The sequence below is a fragment of the Rahnella sp. GSA61A genome (assembly GCF_019969905.1).
In the GTDB taxonomy this organism is placed as follows: domain Bacteria; phylum Pseudomonadota; class Gammaproteobacteria; order Enterobacterales; family Enterobacteriaceae; genus Rahnella; species Rahnella aceris.
Map to the genome: position 1 here is coordinate 330,937 of NZ_JAHXYO010000003.1, position 25,147 is coordinate 356,083.

Annotated in this window: 20 protein-coding genes; 8 read left to right on the forward strand and 12 right to left on the reverse strand. The window is 46.2% G+C overall.

All coding sequences use genetic code 11. The annotated features are described in order from the left end of the window. Window positions 1-12 precede the first annotated feature (12 nt). From hisB to hisIE, 5 genes are read left to right on the forward strand one after another with little or no spacing between them, the layout of a single operon-like run. The gene (gene hisB / locus LC431_RS05870; RefSeq protein ID WP_015689709.1) at window positions 13-1,077 is read left to right on the forward strand and encodes a bifunctional histidinol-phosphatase/imidazoleglycerol-phosphate dehydratase HisB; all 1,065 of its coding nucleotides are present in this window, start codon (window positions 13-15) and stop codon (window positions 1,075-1,077) included. Continuing rightward, window positions 1,077-1,667: an imidazole glycerol phosphate synthase subunit HisH gene (gene hisH / locus LC431_RS05875; protein WP_013575083.1), complete on the forward strand. Its 591-nt coding sequence runs from the start codon at window positions 1,077-1,079 to the stop codon at window positions 1,665-1,667. Before hisB ends, hisH begins: the two co-directional genes overlap by 1 nt. Before the next feature lie 5 nt (window positions 1,668-1,672). Further along, window positions 1,673-2,410, forward strand: coding sequence for a 1-(5-phosphoribosyl)-5-[(5-phosphoribosylamino)methylideneamino]imidazole-4-carboxamide isomerase (hisA, locus tag LC431_RS05880; protein ID WP_223509471.1), 738 nt, complete (start codon window positions 1,673-1,675; stop codon window positions 2,408-2,410). Beyond that, window positions 2,392-3,165, forward strand: coding sequence for an imidazole glycerol phosphate synthase subunit HisF (gene hisF, locus LC431_RS05885; protein WP_223509473.1), 774 nt, complete (start codon window positions 2,392-2,394; stop codon window positions 3,163-3,165). The genes hisA and hisF overlap by 19 nt, the downstream gene beginning before the upstream one ends. A 23-nt stretch (window positions 3,166-3,188) precedes the next feature. Beyond that, window positions 3,189-3,803, forward strand: a complete 615-nt coding sequence (hisIE, locus tag LC431_RS05890) for a bifunctional phosphoribosyl-AMP cyclohydrolase/phosphoribosyl-ATP diphosphatase HisIE (protein ID WP_223509503.1) — start codon at window positions 3,189-3,191, stop codon at window positions 3,801-3,803. Window positions 3,804-3,922: 119 nt separating this feature from the next. Here hisIE and gndA read toward each other — a convergent pair whose 3' ends face one another. The 8 genes from gndA to rfbC form a co-directional block, all read right to left on the reverse strand. Further along, window positions 3,923-5,332, reverse strand: coding sequence for an NADP-dependent phosphogluconate dehydrogenase (gene gndA, locus LC431_RS05895; RefSeq protein WP_013575079.1), 1,410 nt, complete (start codon window positions 5,330-5,332; stop codon window positions 3,923-3,925). A gap of 274 nt (window positions 5,333-5,606) precedes the next feature. After that, window positions 5,607-6,425 carry a glycosyltransferase gene (locus tag LC431_RS05900; RefSeq protein ID WP_112151822.1) on the reverse strand — a complete coding sequence of 273 codons (819 nt, stop codon included), beginning with the start codon at window positions 6,423-6,425 and terminating at the stop codon, window positions 5,607-5,609. A 14-nt stretch (window positions 6,426-6,439) separates the two neighbouring features. Further along, window positions 6,440-7,360 (reverse strand): glycosyltransferase family 2 protein, encoded by a 921-nt coding sequence (locus LC431_RS05905; RefSeq protein ID WP_134706176.1) that lies wholly within the window; start codon window positions 7,358-7,360, stop codon window positions 6,440-6,442. Between the two features lie 76 nt (window positions 7,361-7,436). Beyond that, a complete protein-coding gene (locus LC431_RS05910) occupies window positions 7,437-12,473 on the reverse strand; it encodes a rhamnan synthesis F family protein (RefSeq protein ID WP_153375906.1) in 5,037 nt (1,678 codons plus the stop codon). Next, window positions 12,460-13,839 (reverse strand): ABC transporter ATP-binding protein, encoded by a 1,380-nt coding sequence (locus tag LC431_RS05915; RefSeq protein ID WP_112151819.1) that lies wholly within the window; start codon window positions 13,837-13,839, stop codon window positions 12,460-12,462. The genes LC431_RS05910 and LC431_RS05915 overlap by 14 nt, the downstream gene beginning before the upstream one ends. Beyond that, the gene (locus LC431_RS05920) at window positions 13,829-14,665 is read right to left on the reverse strand and encodes an ABC transporter permease (RefSeq protein WP_153375908.1); all 837 of its coding nucleotides are present in this window, start codon (window positions 14,663-14,665) and stop codon (window positions 13,829-13,831) included. Before LC431_RS05920 ends, LC431_RS05915 begins: the two co-directional genes overlap by 11 nt. Before the next feature lie 116 nt (window positions 14,666-14,781). Continuing rightward, complete coding sequence (gene rfbD / locus LC431_RS05925; RefSeq protein WP_134706174.1) at window positions 14,782-15,654, reverse strand: dTDP-4-dehydrorhamnose reductase; 873 nt, start codon at window positions 15,652-15,654, stop codon at window positions 14,782-14,784. Between the two features lie 79 nt (window positions 15,655-15,733). Continuing rightward, window positions 15,734-16,273, reverse strand: a complete 540-nt coding sequence (gene rfbC / locus LC431_RS05930; protein WP_112198264.1) for a dTDP-4-dehydrorhamnose 3,5-epimerase — start codon at window positions 16,271-16,273, stop codon at window positions 15,734-15,736. A gap of 613 nt (window positions 16,274-16,886) precedes the next feature. On the opposite strand from rfbC, the gene rfbB reads away from it, so the two are divergent. Further along, window positions 16,887-17,951, forward strand: a complete 1,065-nt coding sequence (rfbB, locus tag LC431_RS05935) for a dTDP-glucose 4,6-dehydratase (protein ID WP_121019431.1) — start codon at window positions 16,887-16,889, stop codon at window positions 17,949-17,951. A gap of 19 nt (window positions 17,952-17,970) precedes the next feature. Continuing rightward, complete coding sequence (gene rfbA / locus LC431_RS05940; RefSeq protein WP_037034876.1) at window positions 17,971-18,843, forward strand: glucose-1-phosphate thymidylyltransferase RfbA; 873 nt, start codon at window positions 17,971-17,973, stop codon at window positions 18,841-18,843. Between the two features lie 114 nt (window positions 18,844-18,957). Here the strand turns inward: rfbA and galU are convergent, their stop codons facing one another. Then, window positions 18,958-19,845 carry a UTP--glucose-1-phosphate uridylyltransferase GalU gene (gene galU, locus LC431_RS05945; protein WP_013575068.1) on the reverse strand — a complete coding sequence of 296 codons (888 nt, stop codon included), beginning with the start codon at window positions 19,843-19,845 and terminating at the stop codon, window positions 18,958-18,960. 462 nt (window positions 19,846-20,307) lie between these two features. Between galU and LC431_RS05950 the strand changes: the two genes are divergently transcribed. Beyond that, window positions 20,308-21,897 carry a TerC family protein gene (locus tag LC431_RS05950; protein WP_013575067.1) on the forward strand — a complete coding sequence of 530 codons (1,590 nt, stop codon included), beginning with the start codon at window positions 20,308-20,310 and terminating at the stop codon, window positions 21,895-21,897. Between the two features lie 78 nt (window positions 21,898-21,975). Here the strand turns inward: LC431_RS05950 and asmA are convergent, their stop codons facing one another. Genes asmA through udk form a run of 3 tightly spaced genes read right to left on the reverse strand, consistent with a single transcriptional unit; the run spans window position 21,976 to window position 25,130 of the window. After that, a complete protein-coding gene (gene asmA, locus LC431_RS05955; protein ID WP_013575066.1) occupies window positions 21,976-23,826 on the reverse strand; it encodes an outer membrane assembly protein AsmA in 1,851 nt (616 codons plus the stop codon). A 43-nt stretch (window positions 23,827-23,869) separates the two neighbouring features. Next, window positions 23,870-24,451: a dCTP deaminase gene (dcd, locus tag LC431_RS05960; protein ID WP_013575065.1), complete on the reverse strand. Its 582-nt coding sequence runs from the start codon at window positions 24,449-24,451 to the stop codon at window positions 23,870-23,872. Between the two features lie 37 nt (window positions 24,452-24,488). Then, entirely contained in the window at window positions 24,489-25,130 is a 642-nt protein-coding gene (gene udk, locus LC431_RS05965) for a uridine kinase (protein ID WP_013575064.1), read from the reverse strand. Window positions 25,131-25,147: the final 17 nt, after the last annotated feature.

The window sequence follows — 25,147 nt, forward strand, 5'->3', positions numbered from 1 at the left end:
CAGAGTCCGTTATTGCAAAAAACACTGTTCATCGACCGCGACGGTACCCTGATTTCCGAGCCACCTGAAGATTTTCAGGTCGACCGTCTGGACAAACTGGCCCTCGAGCCGGGCGTCATTCCGGCACTCTTAGCGCTGCAAAATGCCGGTTTTAAACTGGTGATGATCACCAATCAGGACGGTCTGGGCACCGCCAGTTTCCCGCAGGAAACCTTCGACCCGCCGCACAACCTGATGATGCAGATCCTGACCTCACAGGGCATCGTTTTCGACGAGGTGCTGATTTGTCCGCACCTGCCAGCCGATCACTGCGATTGCCGTAAACCAAAAACCAAACTGGTGGCGGGTTATCTGGAAAGCGGCGTGCTGGACACGGCAAACAGTTATGTGATTGGCGACCGTGACACTGATATCCAGCTGGCGGCCAATATGGGTATCGCCGGGCTGCGTTATCAGCGCGATACGCTGAACTGGGCGACGATTGCAGAGCAACTGACTCAACGTGACCGCCATGCAAAAGTTAACCGCGTAACGCGGGAAACGGCCATTGATGTGGATGTCTGGCTGGATCGCGAAGGTGAAAGCAAAATCCGTACCGGTGTCGGTTTCTTCGACCATATGCTGGATCAGATCGCTACGCACGGCGGTTTTCGTATGAACATCGAAGTGAAAGGCGATTTATATATCGACGATCACCACACGGTGGAAGATACCGCACTGGCGCTGGGCGAAGCGCTGAACAAAGCGCTGGGCGATAAACGTGGCATTGGCCGTTTCGGATTCGTACTGCCAATGGATGAATGTCTGGCTCGCTGTGCACTGGATATCTCCGGGCGTCCGCACCTGGAATACAAAGCTGAATTTAACTATCAGCGCGTCGGCGACCTGAGCACGGAAATGGTCGAACACTTCTTCCGTTCACTGTCTTATGCGATGGCCTGTACCCTGCACTTGCGTACTAAAGGCAAGAACGATCACCACCGTGTTGAGAGCCTGTTCAAAGCCTTTGGCCGCACACTGCGCCAGGCAATTCGTGTGGATGGCAACACCCTGCCGAGCTCGAAAGGAGTGCTGTGATGAATGTCGTTATCCTTGATACCGGCTGTGCCAACCTCTCTTCCGTGAAATATGCAGTTCAGCGTCTGGGCTATGAGCCAACGGTGAGCCGTGAACCGGAGATTGTGTTGCAGGCTGACAAATTGTTTTTACCGGGCGTCGGCACGGCGCAGGCGGCGATGGAACAGCTCGAACAGCGTGAGCTTATTGACCTGATCAAAGCCTGCACCCAACCGGTGCTGGGCATTTGTCTGGGTATGCAACTGCTGGCTTCATCGAGCGAAGAAAATGGCGGTATCGATACACTGGGTATTATTGAGACGCCGGTGCAGCGCATGCCAGACCTCGGTTTGCCGCTGCCACATATGGGCTGGAATCAGGTCACCGCCAACGCCGACAGCCATTTATTCCGCGGCATTGATGAAAATGCCTACTTCTATTTCGTCCACGGATTTGCCATGCCGGTATGCGAAAACACGGTCGCTCAGACACTTTACGGCGAGCCCTTCAGCGCCGCCGTACAAAAAGACAACTTCTTCGGCGTGCAGTTTCATCCCGAACGTTCCGGTGCCGCGGGCGCACAGTTGCTGAAAAACTTTCTGGAGATGTAAACAGCATGATTATTCCCGCTTTGGATTTGATCGAAGGCAGCGTGGTGCGTTTGCATCAGGGTGATTACGGTCAGCAACGTGACTACGGCAATGATCCGTTACCGCGTTTGCAGGATTATCAGCAGCAAGGTGCGCAGGTTCTGCACCTTGTCGATTTAACCGGCGCGAAAGATCCGGCTGCGCGCCAGATCCCTTTGCTGACGAAATTACTGGCCGGTGTTTCCGTGCCGGTGCAGGTCGGTGGCGGCATCCGTAATGAGCAGGACGTTGAAGCACTGCTTAACGCTGGCGCAACCCGCGTGGTGGTCGGTTCGACTGCAGTGAAAGATCCGGCGACCGTGCAGGGCTGGTTCAGCCGTTTCGGCGCGGATGCGCTGGTGCTGGCACTGGATGTACGCATCGATGCCGAAGGTACCAAAAATGTGGCCATCAGCGGCTGGCAGGAAAACTCCAATGCCACGCTGGAACAGGTCGTCGAGCAATATCTGCCGTTCGGCCTGAAAAATGTGCTGTGCACCGATATTTCCCGTGACGGCACGCTGGCCGGTTCCAACGTCGAACTTTATCGTGAAGTGACAGCGCGTTATCCGCAGGTGGCGTTTCAGGCTTCAGGCGGTATCGGCTCACTGGATGATATCGCAGCATTGCGTGACAGCGGTGTGGAAGGCGTGATTGTCGGGCGCGCACTGCTCGACGGTAAATTTAATGTGACGGAGGCAATTTCATGCTGGCAAAACGGATAATCCCCTGCCTCGACGTTAAAGACGGTCAGGTCGTCAAAGGCGTACAGTTCCGCAATCACGAAATCATCGGCGATATCGTACCGCTGGCGCAGCGCTATGCACAGGAAGGCGCGGACGAACTGGTATTCTACGACATCACCGCCTCAAGCGACGGCCGCGTAGTGGATAAAAGCTGGGTATCGCGCGTGGCTGAAGTTATTGATATCCCCTTCTGCGTGGCGGGCGGCATTAAAAGCCTTGAAGATGCCAGCCAGATTTTGCAGTTTGGTGCAGATAAGATTTCTATTAATTCCCCTGCCCTGGCGGATCCGACACTGATCACCCGCCTTGCCGACAGGTATGGTGTACAGTGTATCGTCGTGGGTATCGATACGTGGCACGATACAGAGACGGGAACTTATCAGGTTCATCAGTTTACCGGTGATGAAGCGCGTACTAAGATCACCACCTGGCAGACTATCGACTGGGTGAAGGAAGTGCAGGAACGCGGCGCAGGTGAAATTGTGCTGAATATGATGAATCAGGACGGCGTGCGTAACGGGTATGACCTTGAGCAACTGAAGATGATCCGCGAAGTGTGTCATGTTCCGCTGATCGCTTCGGGCGGCGCGGGGACCATGTCACACTTCCTTGACGCCTTCCGCGAAACACAGGTCGACGGCGCACTGGCCGCCTCCGTGTTCCACAAACAAATTATTAATATTGGCGAGCTGAAAAGCTACCTGGCCGAAAATGGTGTGGAGATCCGCTTGTGAGTAATCAGGATGTAAAAACCGGTCTGCTGACCAGTGAACAGATTAACCAGCTCGACTGGGAAAAAGTGGATAACCTGATGCCAGCCATCATCCAGCACGCGGTGTCGGGTGAAGTGCTGATGCTCGGATATATGAATCAGGAAGCACTGGGCGTTACGCAGTCTTCCGGCAAGGTAACGTTTTATTCACGCACCAAAGAGCGTCTGTGGACCAAAGGCGAAACGTCAGAAAACTATCTGAACGTCGTCAGCATCACCCCGGATTGCGATAACGACACGCTGCTGGTGTTGGTCAATCCGGTTGGCCCGACCTGCCATAAAGGCAATAACAGCTGCTTCCACCCTGCTGAAACCGACTGGGCGTTTCTGTATCAGCTCGAAGAACTGCTCGCCTCGCGCAAAACCGCCGATCCGGAAAGCTCGTATACCGCCAAACTTTACGCCAGCGGTACCAAACGCATCGCACAAAAAGTCGGTGAAGAAGGCGTTGAAACTGCGCTGGCCGCCACCGTCAACGACCGCTTTGAACTGAAAAACGAAGCCTCAGATCTCATTTATCACCTGCTGGTATTGCTGCAGGATCAGGATCTGAACCTGAGTGCGGTCATTGAGAATCTGCGTCAGCGTCATAAGAAATAACGTCGAAAATTCAAAAGTAAAAGTTCAGACGTAAAAAAGCCGCCTTTGCTGATGCATTGGCGGCTTTTTTTGTCTCGACGTGACAACACCGGCACGCTTAACACGTGCCGGTCAGGCAATTAATCCAACCATTCGGTATGGAATACGCCATCTTTGTCGGTACGTTTGTAAGTATGCGCACCGAAGTAGTCACGCTGTGCCTGGATCAGGTTGGCGGGCAGAACCGCAGAACGGTAGCTGTCGTAGTAGTTGATCGCAGCAGAGAAGGTTGGCGTCGGGATACCGTTCTGAACGGCATAAGACACGACATCACGCAGCGCTTGCTGATATTCATCAGCAATGTTTTTGAAGTACGGAGCCAGCAGCAGGTTAGCGATAGAGGCATTTTCAGCATACGCATCGGTAATTTTCTGCAGGAACTGTGCACGGATGATACAACCCGCACGGAAAATCTTCGCGATTTCACCGTAGTTCAGATCCCAGTTGTTCTCATCTGATGCGGCTTTCAGCTGTGAGAAGCCTTGCGCGTAAGAAACGAGTTTGCCCAGATACAGAGCACGACGCACTTTCTCGATGAACTCCGCTTTGTCGCCAGAGAAAGGTTTCACCGCCGGGCCGGACAGTACTTTAGAAGCCGCAACACGCTGGTCTTTCAGGGAAGACAAGTAACGGGCAAACACAGACTCGGTGATCAGCGTCAGTGGTTCGCCCAGATCCAGTGAGCTCTGGCTGGTCCATTTACCGGTGCCTTTGTTCGCTGCTTCATCCAGGATCACATCGACCAGGTATTTACCTTCTTCGTCCTTCTTAGTGAAGATGTCTTTGGTGATGTCGATCAGGTAGCTGCTCAGCTCGCCTTTGTTCCAGTCAGCAAAGGTGGTCGCCAGCTCTTCGTTGCTCAGGTTCAGGGACTGCTTCAGCAGAGAATACGCTTCTGCGATCAGCTGCATGTCGCCGTATTCGATACCGTTGTGCACCATTTTGACGTAGTGACCGGCACCATCTGCACCGATGTAAGCCACACAAGCGTCGCCATCTTCAGCGCGGGCTGCGATTTTTTCAAGAATAGGTGCTACCAGCGCGTAGGCTTCTTTCTGACCGCCAGGCATGATAGACGGGCCTTTCAGTGCGCCCTCTTCGCCGCCGGAAACGCCGGTACCGATGAAGTTGAAACCTTGCTCGGACAGTTCGCGGTTACGGCGAATGGTGTCTTTGTAATAGGTGTTACCGCCATCGATCAGGATGTCGCCTTTATCCAGGTGCGGAGTCAGGGATGCGATGGTTTTATCAGTTGCTTCACCGGCTTTCACCATCAGCAAGATACGACGAGGTTTTTCCAGCGAGTCAACAAACTCTTCGACGGTGTAGTGCGGAACCAGATTTTTACCCGGATTTTCAGCGATGACTTCATCAGTCTTGTCACCTGAACGGTTAAAAATGGAAACGGAATAACCACGGCTTTCAATGTTAAGCGCGAGGTTACGGCCCATGACCGCCATACCGACAACGCCGATCTGTTGTTTGGACATTAGCAACTCCTGTCTGAAATAGTTGATCGCCCAGTTTTTAGTCTAAACCCCTGTAAACAGTGAGTTTAACTGCACTGAGCCATACAAATGAACACAAGCATTGTACATGAGAATGGCGAAGGGTGAACCTATTGCAGCCATAACAATATTCTGATCGCACATGCCAGCAATCCCCTGCTTCGCCCCTCTCAGAGGCCAGCTTTACTTTACCGGTAACATGTGGGGAATGCAGGTAAAAAAGAGCTTTCGCGGGCACACTTTAACGACTTATGTCTCAACGGCCATTCTTAGTCGGTAACTGGCTAAGGCATTTCTGGTTAAGCTGTGCTCTCTCTTTGTCGCAGAACCAACCCCATTTATTGAAATATTTAATTGCGGAAACAACGTGATAAATCATAAATTTTTTATTCTGGTATGAGGAACGCTGAGCCTCATGGACGACAACAGAGTCAGGGCAATATCGTACAGCGAATTCTGATTGGCTCACCCTTCGAGATAAATCAACATCTTCCAGGTAAAGGAAAAAACGGGGATCAAATCCTTTTGTTTCCTTCAGGGCATCCCTGCTCATGAGCATGAAGCATCCGGATAAAGAGGGGGCGAAAAATGCCTGATTGAGATCAGCCTGATGTAGTTCATAAGTCTCGTTAATACCGCTGGAAAGGCGGGTAAAAAAACGTCTTATAAAAAGCTGATACGGTGTCGGCAATAGTCGACAGCAATGCTGCAAGGAACCATCTGGGTAAATGACTTTAGGAATGCTCAATCCGATCTTATTAATGACACAGTAATGATAGAGTTTGTCAACTTCGCCGGATTTGAAAGCAATATCCGGATTACAGATCAGCGTAAACTCATACTGCTCTGCATAACGCCTGAATACTTCATTATGACCTGTCCCGAAACCACAATTGGTCTTTAAAATTAGGATCTCGATTTTAGGGTGGCTATAGTCTTTTAACCAGCGGCATTCCCCGCCATTATCAACAATGACAATTTTTGATATAGTTTCCTCATTAATCAATGAGTTAATCGTTGGCTCGATATCCGCATACTGGTGTTTATAGAGCACTAAGGAAGCGATGATTTTCACTATTTATACCAGTCTTATATTTTATTCAGCAGCACATAAGTCAGTGTGGTGAAATAGCCGATGGCCTGTTGATGATAGATACCGGAACTTTTCATCAGTTTTAACCTCATCGAAAGGCTACTGTTCCTGATGCTTTTAAAGTCGTGCAGAGTCGCCGCAGACTCCGGCGTAAGGTGTCGACTGACCCTGCCCAGCACTTCAAAATTCATATTATTCCAGATAGCCGCTCTCCCACTGTGAGCCTGCAAAAAATTTTGTATTCGCTTACCCAGTCCCATACTATTGCCAATAACATTATTATGGTGTTGTCGATAAAATACAGTAGGAATAGTGTCAAAAAAAACTTTCCCACCACATCCGCTGACAATCTGATAGAGAGACCAGTCATGCGCAACCATAGGAGCGCCATAAGCCAGAGCAAGAAGCTCTCTGGCCTTATGATTGAAAACCATCGTATTGCCACTGGCAATGTTTTGAAGGATTGAATTTGCGAAAGCCGGGGGGCGTTTATAGTTAGGGGAGGCCCCGATGATTTTTCCTTCAGCATCCGTCAATGTTGTCCTGGAACAATACAGCGCAGGGACATCCTCAGGGATCTCAGAAAGCCAATTAATCGCCCGCTCCAGCTTGTCAGATTTCCAGACGTCATCTTGATCAGAAAAGGCATAATATTTCGCGCATATTTCTTCATTGTTAACCATATGCATGAAGTTTTCTACAAACCCGCGTTTTGGACCTTTTAAGAGTGTGCCTTCAAAGTGGGAGCAATCAATAAATGAACGGGCTATTGCGCAGGTTTCATCGGAAGAACCATCGTCAGAGATGTAAATATGTACATTATTGACAGATTGATTTTCAATAGATTCTAGTTGAGATAGCAAATATGGTGCACCATTGTACGTGCACATCATAACTGCAATTTCAGGGTCCTGCATATTGGGATAACCTTATTCTGATACTGAGAAAAAGTCTGCCCCACAGGGGCAGACTTTAGAAAAGAAAACCAAAAACTCAGTTGATCAAACCTCGTCCACAATAGTCATCATCAAGAACCATTTTTTCCAGGACACTGTTCTTATTCTCAAGCGTTGCTTCAATGAAATCAGCATACAGTACATCAGCAATCTCTACCGAAGGTACAAAGCTATTGTAAAATTTATTTCTAATCTCAACGGACTGATTCACGAAGTCCATCGCACCTTCTTGCAACGCGTTTCGGGTGGGTTGAGTGGACAATTCTGCTTCACTTAAAACCTTAAAGCGTGGTTTAAATAAATTATCTTCATCAAAGACATACTTCGTCACCTGAGGGTCATTAGCGCTTAATAATTGCTCCAAGCAGAAACTGTTACTGAATATGCGGGAGCCAATATTTTTAGCCTGCCCCAATTCAACATAACAGCCTTCGGCAAATGCATTTTCTGGCATGCCCTCGCGAATGTTATGTGCGGTCGCGAAATAGAATCCGTGAATTGGACCAGACAATAATTTATTTATAGATTTTTGGATCGTCCCAGAATATCCCACATCCACTACCGCTACATTTTCGCTGCTGGTAAGCCCAACAGAGTCAAAATACTGTAAAAGGATGTTCTTTTCAGCTGAAGCTTCAGCCAAAATATCAGGTGTAAGAACATGCAATAAGTCGTTAATAGCAGACAAATCCCCGTCTTTTACCTGGAGTAAAGTACCTTTTTTCCAGACACCTGAGGCATAAATCTCATTCCAACGATCATCTGAAAGTTCTAAACCAAACCGTTCGTAGAAAAAGCTCTGTACTTTATTAGGATAATAATTAGACAGCGCGATTGCACAAATATCTTCAAATGACGCAATATTTGGGACATTAACCGCTCTGCGGGAAACCTGTAGATAGTGGCTATTTGGAGCATCATCAACTGTTTTGGACCATGCATCATAAACTTGCTTGATTAGCTTACCCTCACGAGCAAGGAAATATAGATCCGTCACATTTTGCGCTTTTGCTCTCTCAGCAAGCCATGCGCAAAATGCTGATATTGTCGGCCCCACGAGATTAAAGCCAAGTTGACGAGGGGCAGATGAAAATATAGCAATATCATTAGCATCAAAGTTATAGCATTTATTCAGGTTTTCTCTGACTAACATCCCAATGGTCAATTCTCGATTGAGATTGTTCTCATAAACTTCTGGTCGAATAAGAGTCTCATATTCAGGCAAAGATTTGGCGAGATCTGCAGCACGGAGTATGTGTAAAGCACGCAATTTGAACTCATCACAAGGCAGTTGCAAATCGGAGCGCTCATTATCACCAAACATAACAACTTCCTCACCCTTCACGCCTTCTTCATCAAGCATGAATGAATAGAGTTGTCCGGTATCTTTCCTTATGCCCAAATCTGAGGAAAGGTATAGGCGATCATAATTATCAATCCCATTGAGCTCTAACATCGTTTCGATAGTTTGTATTGATAAAAACATATCGCTGATGAGAACAACACGTTTGCCCCATTCCTTGGATTTATTGAGGAGGTGTACCATATCTTTTCGAGGTGATACTGATGCTAATTCAACAATTTCTTCAATGCGTTGAATTTCAGCACATTTCTCGGCAGACAGTTTAGTTAGCAAGCCAAACTGCTCATATATATCAGAGATGGAAATATCTTTCCCTTTAATATTGCGTGCATTAACCTCTGCCATTGCTCTGAAATTAGCAAAGAGCTTGCCCTCGGACTCATTCAATCTCTGACGAATGATTTCTTTAGTATGATCGGCAACGAGTAATGGACGAACAAGTAATGTATCAAAAATATCGAATGCTATAACTTTAGTTTTGGAATCTCTGATCAAATGGCTGTAAGTTTCATCAGCACGATTTAAATATTGCTGATCAAAGCGAAATGGTGACCAAGAAGGGCTGCTATGATCTTTTATAATAATGGACTGATAGCCTTGAGATGTAGGTACAATCCCGAGCATCCTTTCCAGCGCATGCGCTAATGTACCATCAGTTTGGCCCAATTCTTCCGGGAATTCTTCCCATTGAAGATTTAGGTCAAAAAGAGGTTTCATTGCTGACATTTTTGCCCAAAACATGGAACCCGCTGGGAAATGGTAATAACTTTCAGGCATCGGTATACCAATACGTTGACAAAGCATTGCCCCATCTTGCTTATTAGCCAACCATGTAAATGCCGGATACGGCACCTGAACAAAAGCTTGGGGGAAAATGATCCCTACCGTAGGATTATCTTGGAATAATCCAAAAATACGATTTGTATTTTTTTCAGTACCTAAAAGAGTATTAAACAAATACTCACGCCATCCCAACGTTGTCCCACCATTATAGAGAGACTTTTTGCTCTGTATATGACAGACATAATCGTATTCTTTTAGCCGTTCACCAAACTGACAGAACATCGGCGCAATGTCTCTGCCGCGATTCGGTACAATTTCAACATATAAATTAGAAATGTTTTTTATTTTCTTCAGCGCATTAGTACAAACGTCTCTCCCTTCCTCAGTAGTAACTGATACATAAACGTCAAATGAGAACGGGATAACTGATAGATGGGCACTAAACTCATTTATTAAATCATGATAAAATATGTGGCAGTGTACAGCGACCTTGCCTGGTGTTCCTTTAAAATTGTCTCTGCAGGTATTAATATCAACCATCCAGTCAGTTTTAGCTTGCCTGATCCCTGCAATGCTCTCGTTAGTACGGATAAAAGATGGATGGTCATAGAACCATTCTGGTTTTAATTTCATCGCAACTTTTAAAGCACTAAGCTTATATCTATCTGGCAGAGCATGATAAACACGCTGTGCATATGTTCTACTGCGCTGATTCACTCGTGTGGTGAGCAATTTAGCAGGGCGTATAACGTTCCGCACAACTTGGCCAGATTTAACCTTAACACTTTGTCCAATATAGAAAAATTTTCTAAAAATCACGCGCGCTGGATTGCGTAAATAAGAGGGAGTGCGTCTTGAAATTACGCGAATAGGAGCTGAAAATTTCCAACTGGAAGAATCGTAAATACCATTTAGTTGCTGTTGCAATAAATGATTTTCATGGCGGCACTGTCCCAAAAGCTGCTCATTGAGAGCAGCATCGTTATAAAGCTCAGTGAGTTGCTTATCACGTAAAGATATTTTATCCAGTAGTTCTAAATGAGAATTATTTAATTTATCAACATTTTCTCTGTTGGCATCTTCTAATGTTTTAATAGTCATCTCTTTGCCGGCAATATCTAATTCAAGTGACTGAATTACGCTTGCGCGTTCATCAGCTACAGTAAGCAATTCTGCAATATGCCCCTGTAAATGTTTCTGTTCTTCAATTGCAGTGTTTAAGTCGTTGACAATAGCCTTTGCAGAATCCCTTCTGACATTTAATTTTACCTCTTTAAGAACAGAGAGTATAGCAACAGCATCTTTAGACTGAACAGATGCCAGAAAATCTGCTTCTGCTTTCAACCAGGTATTTTTTAAATCATCGTCACAGCTAAAGCCTATTGCATTCATAATAGATAATGAATAATCAGCAATACTTTCTCCCCGATAAGATGGGCTTGATGAAATTGACGTCAATCGCAATAGAGAATGGAAAATCCCTCTGAAGACTATATATCCCAGAGTAATCTCAGCAGGTGAATTCCACTCTTGGTCAAAAAGTTTCTTATCACCATTATCTAATGTAATAAAATTGAAAGGCATTGCATCCAAAAACTCAGAAGGCAAAACCGTCAGGCTATTGAATTCTTTGGAAAGACTGGCTCGCTTTTGAATTTCATTGATCCAGATACTGGACCAGCAAACGATATCTTGAATTGTCCAGTTGGGTTTGTTCACAGTATGAACGAGAGAAAGCCATAAACTCTCGCCGTCATGGAAAACACCACTTTCAACAATTGAATGTTCATTAACTGATGATGGAATTGAAACATCACCGCCACTGGTGAGCACAACTAATTCATCATTTAAATTAGTTTTGAATAGACTTGTTTTTTTGAATTCATTAGCTCTGCCATCTGAAAAATGATAAGCAGCGATCGTTTGATCGATAATTTCCTCATCAGGTTTTATCTGACTACTTACCATTAAAAAAGAGTTACTCAAATCAGGTGCAAGATCATTATTCCAAATATTATAAAGACCTTCCTCAATAGAAAAATAATTTTCTGAATTTTTCTGCGGGTCCTGATGTGCACTTTCGATTGCCAGTTGCGAAAATTGTGATGAAAAGTTTTTCCATCCACGCGGGCAAATAATGCTGACGGGTAATTTATAATCAGGAAGTGGCAAAAACTCTTCGTTATGCAAAAAACCTGAATTAGCTAGCACAGCTTTAAGTTCACTACGGCCAAAAGTAACGACGCTTTTTTCAGTGTAAGAGTTGTTGATACCAAACATTGGCATATTTACATGATCTTCATTGACTCCTGAAAAATACTTTATACCTAATTTATTTTCGATTGCGACGAAAAGCTTGCCGGTCTCAGTCATTCTGTCCCGACATGAATCTAAAAGAGTTTTTTGACCATCGTGTCCAAGAAATACTCGCGCATACTCCAATACGCCTACAAGTATAACTGCATCAAAATGACCAATGTCAGGTATAATATCACTCGGTGCACAAATGACGTCTACATTAGACAAATCCCGGGTTCGTGCTCTTGCAATTTGAGCACGTCGAAGGCTTCCTTCTACCGATACAACATCAGCGCCACTTTCTCCCAAAAAACGCGTTATTGCGCCGCAACCGCAACCTATTTCGAGAACCTTTTTACCTTTTAACCACTGCTCAAAAGGACGCAATAAATTCGAGCGTCTGGAGGAAAGATGATAAGTGGATGGCCAATCCTTCATCTTATCTGACAGCTCTTTTGAATTTATGCTTACATCAGCTGATTCGGTAACAGACTTCAATACGTAATTCTCAGCCTCATCACCGTCATTATATGCAAAAGCTGGCAATTCAACAGGACGCCAAACATTGGTCGTTTTATCAATAAAGAAGTCATTATTTAATAAAATTTCATGTATGTTATTCTGTTTCAAAATTTATTCTCGCATTCAAATTGGCTAAGCCAGTGAAAGATTTTACAGGCCCGACAGCCAAGTGTATTGAATCATACCGGCGATCGTGCGGTATAATCTCACCATCAAGAGAACTACTGGCAATACCGACAGAGATAAAGAAATCACCTTCATATACCATCATCGGCAATGTAACAGAAACCACCATTTCAGTATCAATTTCCGCCACATCAACCAAGTCTACAGATTGCCATTCACTATTCGTGTTATAGATTGTCACGCCTTCTTTAGTTTTAATAGCGAAACCAAATATTGGCCTCACGACAACGTCGCGAAATCTTACTTTAATAGCCAGGGTTAATTCTTTTCCAGGTGTAACTGTGCTTGGATAATCTTCACCATCCTGACAGATGTAAAAATCTATCAGTTCCGCTGCACGGTCTCCCCATCGGTACTCTGACGGATTATAGTTAGGGCGTTCTGAGTATTCTCCCGTCAATAATGAGCTGAAGCTACCAGGTGAGAGGTTAGATTTCGATTCCCGGTCCCGAATCTGAACTTCACGGGAAACAGCCTTCTCAAGTTTATCGTCTTGATCTTTTCTAATGGATGAGCCGTTTTTCTTACCAAAAAGAACATCCAAATACCTGTTAACCACATCGTTAGGGCTACCCTGAACTTGTACCACTCCATGGTCTAACAACAGTGCACTATCACAATGTGTCACAATTTGCTCTGTGGCATGTGATACAAAAAGAATTGAAGTACCGTCCTGTTTAAGCCTTTTCAGTCGTGAAAAACATTTCGCCTGAAATTTTGCATCCCCAACTGCCAGGGCCTCATCAACAATAAGAATCTCTGGGTCTATTTGCGCCTGAACTGCAAATGCCAGGCGGACCAACATCCCACTCGAATACGAACGGACCGGAGAGTTGATAAAACCGCCAATGTCGGCAAAAGATAATATGTCATCTAATTTATTCTCAGTTTCCTCTTTAGATAACCCCAAAAGAGAAGCATTTAAATAAACATTTTCCAGACCTGTGAAATCAGAATTAAAACCTGCCCCCAGTTCCAGTAAGGCTGCAACACGACCATTGACGGCTACATTTCCCGCTGTCGGCGTTAAAGTCCCAGCAATTATTTGCAAGAGTGTGGACTTGCCAGAACCATTTTGGCCAACAATCCCCATCGTCTGGCCACGTGGTAAATTAAAAGACACATCTTTTAACGCCCAGAAGTCCTGATGATAGATGCGTGCCTCTTTCCCTAATTTACGGTCAATTTTAGGCATAACGAATTGCTTAAGCCTGCGTGCAGGACTTTCATAGACCTGGAAACATTTATCAACATTTTCAATTCTAATGGCAAAATCATCAGAGGACATCTGCGAATCCTTTTCTAGTCTTTTGGAACCAAGCATAGCCTAACCACATAATGAAAATTGCAATCAAGGAATATATTGCCAGCCCCGTAAAATCAGGTAATTCCCCCCAAATAATGACAGCCCTTCCTTGCTCGATAATAAATGTCAATGGGTTAAGTAAAATTACTTTTCTCATTGCAACAGGCACAGCTGTAATAGGATAAAACACAGGGGAAAGAAACATTAATACAGTGACTACAATCGAAATGGTTTGACTAACATCACGGATAAACACCCCTAACGAGGCAAGAAACCAAGTTAAACCCAGCGTCAGTAAAATCAAAGGGAACAGGACTAATGGAAAGAAAACTATAGTCCAATGAAGGTAACCATTAAATATGACAAAAGCCGCAGACAAAACAAATGTGCTAACAAAACTATGGAAAAGCACATTACCCAGCGCGACCAGCGGCAATATTTCAAGAGGAAAAACTACTTTTTTAACATAATTTACATTATTTAAAATCATGGAAGGGGCACGACTGAGCATTTCAGCTAACAGTGTGTGGATGATCAAACCGACGAAGAGAATTATCGCAAAATCGGCTTTAGATTCATTTCCAGCAGCCTGAGTGCCCCAGCGGGCTTTAAAAACAACCGAGAACACCAACGTATATACAACCAGCATAAAAATTGGGTTGATGAATGACCAGAAGACCCCCATCACTGAACCACGATATCGGCCAATAATTTCACGCTTAGCCATCTGTAATATTAAATTTTTATTATTCCACGCGCTATTAAATAGCGAAAGCAGTGAAGTGGGTTTTCCTAAATGAGGATTCATAGACTTCTCTTTTTGCTTCACATTTGAAAGTTAACAGTTTCTTTGAGTTGAGGTTTTTTAAAACTCAACTCAAATTAATTGACACCTTGAAAGTTGCCTGAATCAATTTTCTAATTTCACCCGTGGTACGCACCGATATTTTCAAGTGCTTTCTGCCAGTCACTTGGTGCAATATTGAATTTTTTCAATAACTTGCCACAATCAAGTTTGGAGTTGGAGGGACGTTTGGCAGGCGTCGGGTATTCAACAGTTTTAATATCCAGTATTGAAGGCGATTTAGCGAGAACTGAATGTTTTGTAGCTGAGGTGAAGATTTCTGCCGCAAAACCTGCCCATGATGTATAAGGATAACCTGAATAGTGATACACGCCCCAACGTTCGTCTTCAGGCTTAAGTTGACCAGCTATTGCAAGCAGAGTTTCCGCGATATCCCCGGCATAAGTTGGACTTCCGAATTGATCCCCAACAATAGATAATTGCTCTCTGTCTTTCGCCAGTCGCAGCATTGTTTTTACAAAATTGTTGCCATACTCACCGAATACCCAGGCAGTACGCAAAATAATGTGTTTTTTACAAGCCATGGCAACAGCTTGTTCACCTGCCAATTTGCTTGCACCATAAACACCGGTAGGCCCTGTGGTATCTGTTTCCACATAGCATCCCTCATGGTCCCCAGAAAAAACATAGTCAGTCGATATATGGAGAAAAGAAGCATCAACCTGTTGCGCTGCAATAGCCAAATTTTCAGCGCCTGTGCTATTGATTAAATAGGCAAATTCACGTTCAGATTCTGCACGATCGACAGCGGTATAGGCAGCAGCATTAATAATCGAGTTAGGGCGGAACTCGCTGACAACACTCATTACTTTCCGGTGATCGGTAATGTCAAGCTCTTGCCTGTCAACAGCTTTTACCTCCCAATCAGCCGGAGCTCGTCGCACCAATTCTCTACCAACCTGGCCCGCGCATCCTACGATCAACAATTTCATTTGGTTAAAGTACCTATAGAATTTTACAGTGTTCTTGTATTGATGCCTCAAGCCAAAACCCGAGGCCTTTGACAGCACATCAAATTTTAAAAAGTTCTGAAAAACCTTGACCCAATGCATCTTTTGCAGAGAGCAACGGTTCACTAACAGGCCATTTTACCCCGACTTCAGGATCGTTCCAGATCAAGCAACCTTCATTTTTCGGATCATAGTAATCAGTGCATTTATACTCAAAATCGGCGAAGTCTGAAATCACCACAAAGCCATGGGCAAGACCGGGTGGTACCCACAGCTGATTCTTATTGTCTTCCGAAAGATATACACCTACCCACTTACCGAAAGTTGCGGACTCTGGACGGATATCAACCACAACATCAAATACTTCACCACGGACAACACGAACCAACTTGCCCTGCGGTTTAGACGTTTGAAAATGTAAGCCACGAAGAACGTTTTTCGATGAACGGGAGTGGTTATCCTGAACAAAATCCAGATCGATTTCTAACATTTCCTTGTAGCGATTTTGCTGAAATGTTTCCAAAAAGAATCCGCGATCATCACCGAAAACTTTAGGTTCCACTAATTTTACGCCAATAACTTCTGTGTCAATAACATTCATTTTTATAGCTCACTCGTTATGCAATTATCCAACGACACGTTACCTTTGCTGTATAAACGGTTGTTGATGCCGTTCTTACAAATTCCATTTATGAAGCATTCAGCCATTCCCATTTTCTAAAAAATCGTACCACAAATGCCTATTGTGGCTCACTCAGAATCTGGCTAAAAGTTCATTTCTCGGCTAACTGTATCTTTACTATACGGTTCGTTGCTTACAAACTCATCCGCAATTTGCAATACACTGACCAGCAGAGCACCGTGACCGATAATGAGACAGCCATCCCCCTCTCTGAAACCAAGTTTTTGCTGCAAATTGGACAATTCCTACAAGAACCCTGAGTCACAAGTAATATGATACGTGTCCAGTTCTGGCAGAAGATTTTGTGTGTGTGCCCCCCACAACAGCAGGGTACTTTTTAAACAGACCGTTGATATATTTTAGTTAAACATAGCTTGCAGAAATATTTAGCATGAAAATGCAGGAATCACCTGATTATAGCTGCGCTTACACTAACTCTGCGCTACGCTATGTTCTTATTCGCGACAAAAGCGAAATAGCTGATTTTTTGGGCATGTGAAAAAGCTAACACTTAATAAATGAGTACGTATATATGAAAATTTTGATCACCGGTGGTGCCGGTTTCATCGGTTCAGCAGTTGTTCGTCACATTATTGATAATACAAAGGATAGTGTCCTGGTTGTCGATAGCCTCACATACGCGGGCAATCTTGAGTCACTCCTTCCCGTATCATCTGATCCCCGCTATCAGTTTGCGCAGGCAAATATTTGTGATCGCACAGAACTGGATACTCTTTTTACTGACTTCCAACCGGATGCTGTTATGCATCTTGCTGCTGAAAGCCATGTTGATCGCTCAATTGATGGCCCGGCTGCCTTCATCGAAACCAACATTGTTGGCACTTATGTGCTTCTGGAAGCAGCCCGACATTTTTGGCTTTCTCTGCCTGAAGAGAAAAAATCGGCTTTCCGCTTCCATCATATTTCAACGGATGAGGTGTATGGCGATTTGCACGGCACAACGGATCTTTTCACTGAAACGACGCCATATGCGCCAAGCAGTCCCTACTCTGCATCAAAGGCCTCCAGCGATCATTTAGTGCGAGCCTGGCAGCGCACTTACGGCTTCCCTACTATTGTGACAAATTGTTCGAATAATTACGGTCCTTATCATTTCCCGGAAAAACTCATTCCACTCATCATTCTGAACGCACTTTCAGGTAAAGCATTACCGGTATACGGTGATGGCGCACAGGTACGCGACTGGCTGTATGTTGAAGATCATGCCCGTGCACTTTATAAAGTGGTTACCGAGGGTGTCGTAGGCGAAACCTATAACATTGGTGGTCACAATGAGCGCAAAAATATTGACGTCGTTAAAACCATTTGTGAGTTGCTCGATGAACTGATTTCCGCAAAACCAAATGGGATCGCCAAGTTCTCCGAACTGATTACATTTGTGAAAGATCGTCCTGGTCACGATATGCGTTACGCCATTGATGCCAGTAAGATCGAGCAAGAGTTAGGCTGGAAACCACAAGAAACTTTCGAAAGCGGAATTCGTAAAACGGTTGAATGGTATCTGAACAATGAAAATTGGTGGCGCCGGGTTCAGGATGGTTCTTATGCCGGTGAACGTCTTGGCTTGACTAACTAATTTTAAGGAGAAGAATCTAGTGAAAGGTATCGTTTTAGCTGGCGGTTCAGGCACACGCTTGTACCCCCTAACCCGCGGTGTATCGAAACAGCTGTTACCGATTTATGATAAACCGATGATTTATTACCCAATATCTGTGCTTATGCTGGCAGGTATTAATGAAATATTGGTGATTTCTACCCCTGAAGATATGCCATCCTTTCAACGCTTACTGGGTGATGGTTCTCAATTCGGCATTAAACTCGAGTATGCAGTACAGCCATCTCCAGACGGCCTTGCCCAGGCATTCATCATCGGTGAAGAGTTTATAAACGGCGAACGTTGTGCACTTGTTCTTGGCGACAATATCTATTTTGGTCAAAGCTTTGGCAAACAGCTTGAAGCCGTTGCTAAACGAGAAACGGGCGCAACAGTCTTCGGCTATCAGGTTCAAGACCCCGAGCGTTTTGGCGTGGTTGAATTTGATAAGGACTTTAAAGCACTTTCCATTGAGGAAAAACCATTAAAACCAAAATCTCAGTGGGCAGTGACCGGACTCTATTTCTATGACAAAAATATCGTTGAAATGGCTAAACAAGTTAAGCCATCTCATCGTGGTGAGCTTGAGATAACGACATTAAACGAAATGTATCTTGAGAAAGGTCAATTGCAGGTGGAGCTTCTGGGCCGAGGTTTTGCGTGGCTCGATACAGGAACACATGATAGCCTGATTGAGGCTTCACAATTCGTCCACACCATTGAAAAACGACAAGGTTTTAAAGTAGCTTGTCTGGAAGAGATTGCGTTTCGTAAAGGATGGTTGAGCAAAGAGCGTGTTGCTGAACAAGCTGCATTAATGAGCAAAACTGCTTATGGCGCGTATCTGACCCAACTACTTAACGAACATAACTGATTATAAATTCAGGCTGATGGGCTAGTCCGGCCTGAATTATTTTCTAAATATCACTTCAGATAAAAAAAAGCACCGAAAATTCGGTGCTTTTTATTGCTCGAAGTCAATCAATTTTTACTCTTCGGCAAACTCTTTCAACCATGCCTTGAACGCTTCGCCCTGCGTGTTATGGCGAATACCATACTCAACAAACGCCTTCATATAACCGAGCTTATCACCACAGTCATGTGAACGGCCAGTCATGGAGAAGGCTTCAACAGTATGTTTTTTCATCAGCATGGCAATGGCATCAGTCAGCTGAATTTCATTACCTGCACCGTACGGTGTCACTGCCAGCAGTGGCCAGATAGCTTCGGACAGAACATAACGGCCGACAACCGCAAGGTTTGATGGCGCGTCCTTCAGTTCCGGCTTTTCAACGATAGCCGTCATTGGCGCGCTTTCGCCCGGCTCAACTTCTACGCCGTTGCAGTTAACAATACCGTACTTGGAAACGTCTTTCTCCGGCACTTCTTCAACCATGACCTGGCTGTTGCCAGTTTCCTGGAAGCGACGAAGCATGGCAGCAAGGTTATCTTTACGCAGATCGCTGGTGGAATCATCCATCAAAACGTCTGGCAGAATAACCGCGAAAGGAGAATTACCAATCAGAGGTTTTGCACACAGAACCGCATGCCCAAGGCCTTTTGATTGCCCCTGACGTACGTTCATGATGGTCACGCCTTTCGGGCAGATAGACTGCACTTCTTCCAGCAGCTGACGTTTCACACGGGATTCAAGCATACTTTCCAGCTCGAAAGAGGTATCGAAGTGGTTTTCGATCGCGTTTTTCGAAGAGTGTGTGACCAGAATGATTTCTTTGATGCCCGCCGCAGCACATTCATTAACGATGTACTGGATCAAAGGCTTATCGACGATAGGCAGCATTTCTTTTGGAATGGCTTTCGTCGCTGGCAACATACGTGTGCCCAGACCGGCAACAGGGATAACAGCTTTTAACATTGTAAAGGATACTCCTTGAAACCTATGGTGTGTAAATTCAGTCAGTTACCATCCAAACGCGTCAGGGATTTCTCTGAACTGAAATTGTAAAATTGATTTAAATTCCCAATCCGATAGTTCTTCCATGAGTATAGTCTCTGTGATTTGGTTTAGGGAGACCATACTCATGACTTTAGGACTCAAACACGATTATGTTAATTCAGTTACGATACCAGTAAGCCGCACCAAACAGTAAGCTAAAGGCTTATTTTTAGGAATGTTATACCTGTTCGGTGATTTAATAATCGTAACTTGCTGCTTTCCAAATCAGTCCTGACGGCTTTTTATCACATCTCATCCTTCTTCCCCTGGGCCCCCTTGCCAGTTTGCCTAGACCGCTGTTTTAGATTTGAAATTTGTAGCGCTGGCGCCCATTATTCACCATGCGACAGCTGTCGTGTAACCAAAGGTGAAAAACGCAATATGGAATGGATCGCCGATCCCTCGATTTGGGCCGGGCTTGCGACCCTGGTAGTTCTCGAAATTGTCCTGGGGATAGACAATCTCATTTTCATTGCCATCCTGGCGGAAAAACTTCCGCGTCAGCAGCGTGACAAGGCTCGCGTCACCGGGCTTTTACTGGCCCTCGTCATGCGCTTACTTCTGCTGGCCTGCATTTCCTGGCTTTCGACACTGACCCGCCCTCTTATTGCCGTGCTCGGGCATCCGTTCAGCGCGCGCGATATGATTATGCTTGCGGGGGGGATATTCCTGTTGTTCAAAGCGACGATGGAGCTTAATGAACGACTCGAAGGCAAAGATGAAGAACAAAGCCATCAGCAGCGCGGTGCTAAATTCTGGCCGGTCGTTGCTCAGATTGTCGTGCTGGATGCGGTCTTTTCACTCGACTCGGTGATTACTGCAGTCGGGATGGTTGAGCATCTGGCCGTCATGATGGTGGCGGTGTGTATTGCTATCGGCCTGATGCTGTTAGCCAGTAAACCACTGACACGTTTCGTGAATGCGCATCCGACTATCGTCATCTTATGTCTCAGTTTCCTGCTGATGATCGGCTTTAGCCTGGTTGCCGAAGGTTTTGGCTATGTTATCCCGAAAGGGTATTTGTATGCCGCGATCGGTTTCTCGGTGATCATTGAAGGGCTGAACCAACTGGCACAGTTTAACCGCAAACGCTTTTTATCCTCGCGGCGCTCTCTGCGCGAGCGCACTGCAGAAACCGTATTGCGCGTCTTGCGTGGCAAACATGAAGAAGCCGAACTTGATGCTCACTCTTCAAACATGATTGCAGACAGCGCTGACGAAGAAGATGCGATTTTCAACCAGCAGGAGCGTCACATGATTGAACGCGTGCTGGGACTCGGGCAACGCACTGTCAGCAGCGTCATGACCTCCCGCCATGATGTAGACCATCTTGAACTTAATGACCCTGTCGACGTGCTGACGCAGCAAATCGCTGATAACCAACATACCCGTATGCTGGTCACCGAAGACAGCTCCACCGACGAACCGCTGGGCGTTGTGCACGTTGTCGACCTGCTCAAACAACAACTGCTGCAAAATGAACTGGATCTTAAGGCGCTGATCCGCCAGCCCCTGATTTTCCCGGAACAGCTTTCTCTGCTAATGGCCCTCGAACAATTCCGCCAGGCAAAAACGCATTTTGCTTTCGTGGTCGATGAATTTGGTTCTGTCGAAGGGATCGTGACCCTGACGGATGTGATGGAAACCATTGCCGGTAACCTGCCAGAGTCTGACGAAACGCCTGATGCACGGCATGATATCCAGCAGCAGGAGGATGGAAGCTGGATAGCCAACGGCTACATGCCGCTTGACGATCTGGTGATGTATATTTCCCTGCCGGTGGATGAAAAAAGGGAATATCACACGCTGGCCGGTCTGCTGATGGAATATACCCAAAGTATCCCGCAGGTGGGCGCACAGATACACATTAATGACTATCTGTTTGAGCCTTTAGAAGTCAGCAGTCACCGTATTTTAAAAGTGAAGATTACGCCACCTGATACCGCCTCTGAAGACGATTACGAAGTCTGACTCACTCCTGTAAACAAAACGGGGTGCCTGCGATGGCACCCCGTTTTGTTTATGCTCAGAATTGGCTTAGAAAAGAGATTATTTGTTGAGTAATTTCTCAACATCGCTTTTTTCTTTACTGTCCTTACGCTTGTCGACCCAGTTCTGAAGGGCGCTTCGAGCGCTTTGTTCAAACGTACGCCTCAGTATCTGGTCCACCTGCAGCTGATATCCCATCTGAGCCCAGGGTCCGTAAACCCGCAACGGGATGTCTGTCGTTTTCAGGGTATTGATCAGATTATTGTCACCTTTCCAGCCACCGGTAACGCGGATCAGCAGGTTCATATCCACCTTTTGATTCGACATATCGATTGTTCCGTCACCTTTCGCAGACACCATTGGCGACTGACCTTCAAGATTATTCAGCGTCAGTGTACCTTCGGCCAGATGTCCCTGCGCTTTCAGCGTATCGATCTGGCTATAGTGCTCATACTTTTCAAGTCCCTGAACATTACTGGTATTACGGCTGACCGCCTGCTGAATGAGTTGCTGAATATTAAGGCCATTCAGACGCGCGTTATCCATTGAAAGCTGCCCCTCGCCTTGCCATCGCCGTGCAAAATCAACGGCCGACAACCCTTCTCCGTTAACATTCCCTTGCATAGAGAAGCTCCCGGTAAGGACTTTCGGTAACCCGTAAGCTGTCAGTAAATCACCCAGTTCAATGCTGTCCACATCCGGTGTCAGATGGACCTGAATTTTATTCCCCGTGACATCCAGGGTGCCTGGCAGAGAAAAGCGCCCTGTTCCCAGGTTGCCGCTAAATGCCGGCAAGGAAACCTGGCCCTGATGATTGACCGCATTCAGGGCAAGGTTCTGGATTTTCATACCGCGATAAGTGAGATCAGCAACTTTCAGCGCCAGGGTGGCATTGAAGGTTTGCAAATCATTCAGCCCGTTTGGCTGTTCATCCACATCACGGGCGATAACGGGTGCTGACGTCACAGACTGCGCGGTTTGCGACGATTGTTCCTGCGTATCAGGCTGCCAGCCGGAAAGCGCATCAAGATCAAGCTTATCAGCGGTTAAATTGAGCTGATAATCCGCCAGTTCTCCCAGCTTCGCAGAGGCCGTGCCGGAGATCTGATTATCATTGGCCGACAGCGCCAGCTGGTTCAGCGTCAGCATATTGTTATCACGCTGATAGCTCACCTGCATGGAACCATTCCCCTGAAGGCCTTTCACCGGGATATCGGCACCGTTCAGTTGATAAGTGAACTTGCTGATGCTGGCAGAGACAGCCTGCGGATAGTGCTGCATATCCAGGTCGGCTTTCATGGTGAACGACAGATCGCGCTGGTCGCGGTTTATGCGACTTGAAAGCTGGATACTAGCCTGACGGTTGTCATTCTTTTCCATTTCCAGATTGATATCACGCACGTTGATCTGCTCGTCATCACCGCGCTGCCAGATGAGTAAACTGTCAGCCACGCTGATTTTATCAATATCAAATTTCCAGCCCGCTTCAAGTTCGGATGCGCCGGGCGCAACAGGCGTTGGCGTAGAAGGTGCGACCGGCGCATTGGGCTGATTCTCTTCCGTTTCCGGCGTTAAACGAATGACGGCGTTTTTCAGCAGAACCTGCTTGACCGCGAGCTGATGAGAAATAAGAGGCCAGAGTTTGACATCCAGCCGCATGTTCTCAGCGCTGACAACCGGTGCCTTAGCCCCAGGCGCGGTCAGAGAAGTCTGTCCGGCAATGATGCTGAGCTGCGGCCAGACATGCCAGCGCAGGGAACCGTTGATAGCCAGTTGATAGCCGCTTTTCACCTCGACCCTCTCTACCATGTACTGGCGGAAATCGTTCGGGTTAATCAGGAATACCAGCGAAGTCATACCGGCAATGATAACCACCAGTAAAATCACCAGTGTTGTCAGGAGTCTTCTCATGCCTTCCTCACGTTTTTATCCGGAAAACGGATAAAAAACAGAATCAGTCTTTATCAATACGACTGGCAATAGCGCTTTGCTGGTCGCGGTATTTCGCGTCCTGACGGCTATTGTATGGCCGTGCAGCAGAACCGGATAACGGTTCAAAACTCAGCGCGCCAATCAACATTCCCGGGCGAAGCGCCAGCGGGAGCTTACCTGAATTATAAAACTCGAGAACAATACGCCCCTGCCAGCCCGGATCAATGCGGTGTGCGGTCACGTGCACCATCAGCCCGAGACGCGCCAGTGAAGAGCGTCCGTCCAGCCAGCCCACCAGATCGTCAGGAATGGTGACAGACTCAAAGGTCACCGCCAGTGCCAGTTCGCCCGGATGCAGGAAGAACGCCTCGCCTTCCGGCAACACAATCTCATCACTCATCACTTTATCGAGTGCAGCGCTGACTTCGTCTTTAGGGCCACTCAGATCGATATAACCCGCATTGTGCCCGAGGAAAACGCGAAATCCGTTACCCAGACGCACATCTACCGTTGCACCATTAATCCGTTCGACCGGAGGACGGGGTGAAATACCTAATTTGCCGCTGTCCAGCCAGGCCTCTATATCTCGGTCGCAAAGTCTCATCGTATCTCCGGTATGGTTTTAACGGATTGTTCCGCGATTAATTGAAGAACTGGCTGATTTTAGCCTTGAGGATATCAATCGCAATCCGGTTTTTGCCGCCGCGCGGCACAATGATGTCTGCGTATTGTTTTGAAGGCTCGATAAATTGCAGGAACATTGGACGAACCGTTTTCTGATACTGCGCCATCACAGAATCCATCGAACGACCACGTTCATTGACGTCACGCTTCATACGGCGCATCAGACAGATATCCAGCGGAGTATCGACGAAAATGGAGAAATTCATTTCGTCACGCAAACGTGCATCGGTCAGGAGCAGGATCCCTTCCAGGATAATCACTTTCTTCGGTTTAAGGGTCACCGTTTCAGGCAGACGGGTATGCTCAATAAAGCTGTAGCTTGGCAATTCAATCGCCTGACCTGACTTCATTGCCTGTAAATGCTGGAACAGCAAATTGTGGTCCATCGCACTGGGATGGTCGTAGTTGGTTTTGACCCGCTCTTCCATGGTCATGTGACTTTGGTCTTTATAGTAGCAATCTTCCGGGATCACCCCGATATGCTCATCACCGACCTGATCACGAAGTTCACGGTATAACGTACTGGCGATGAGGCTTTTTCCCGAAGCAGATGCGCCAGCGATACCCACGATGACACACTGATGGAATTTGTCAGACATAAAATTAAAGACCTGAT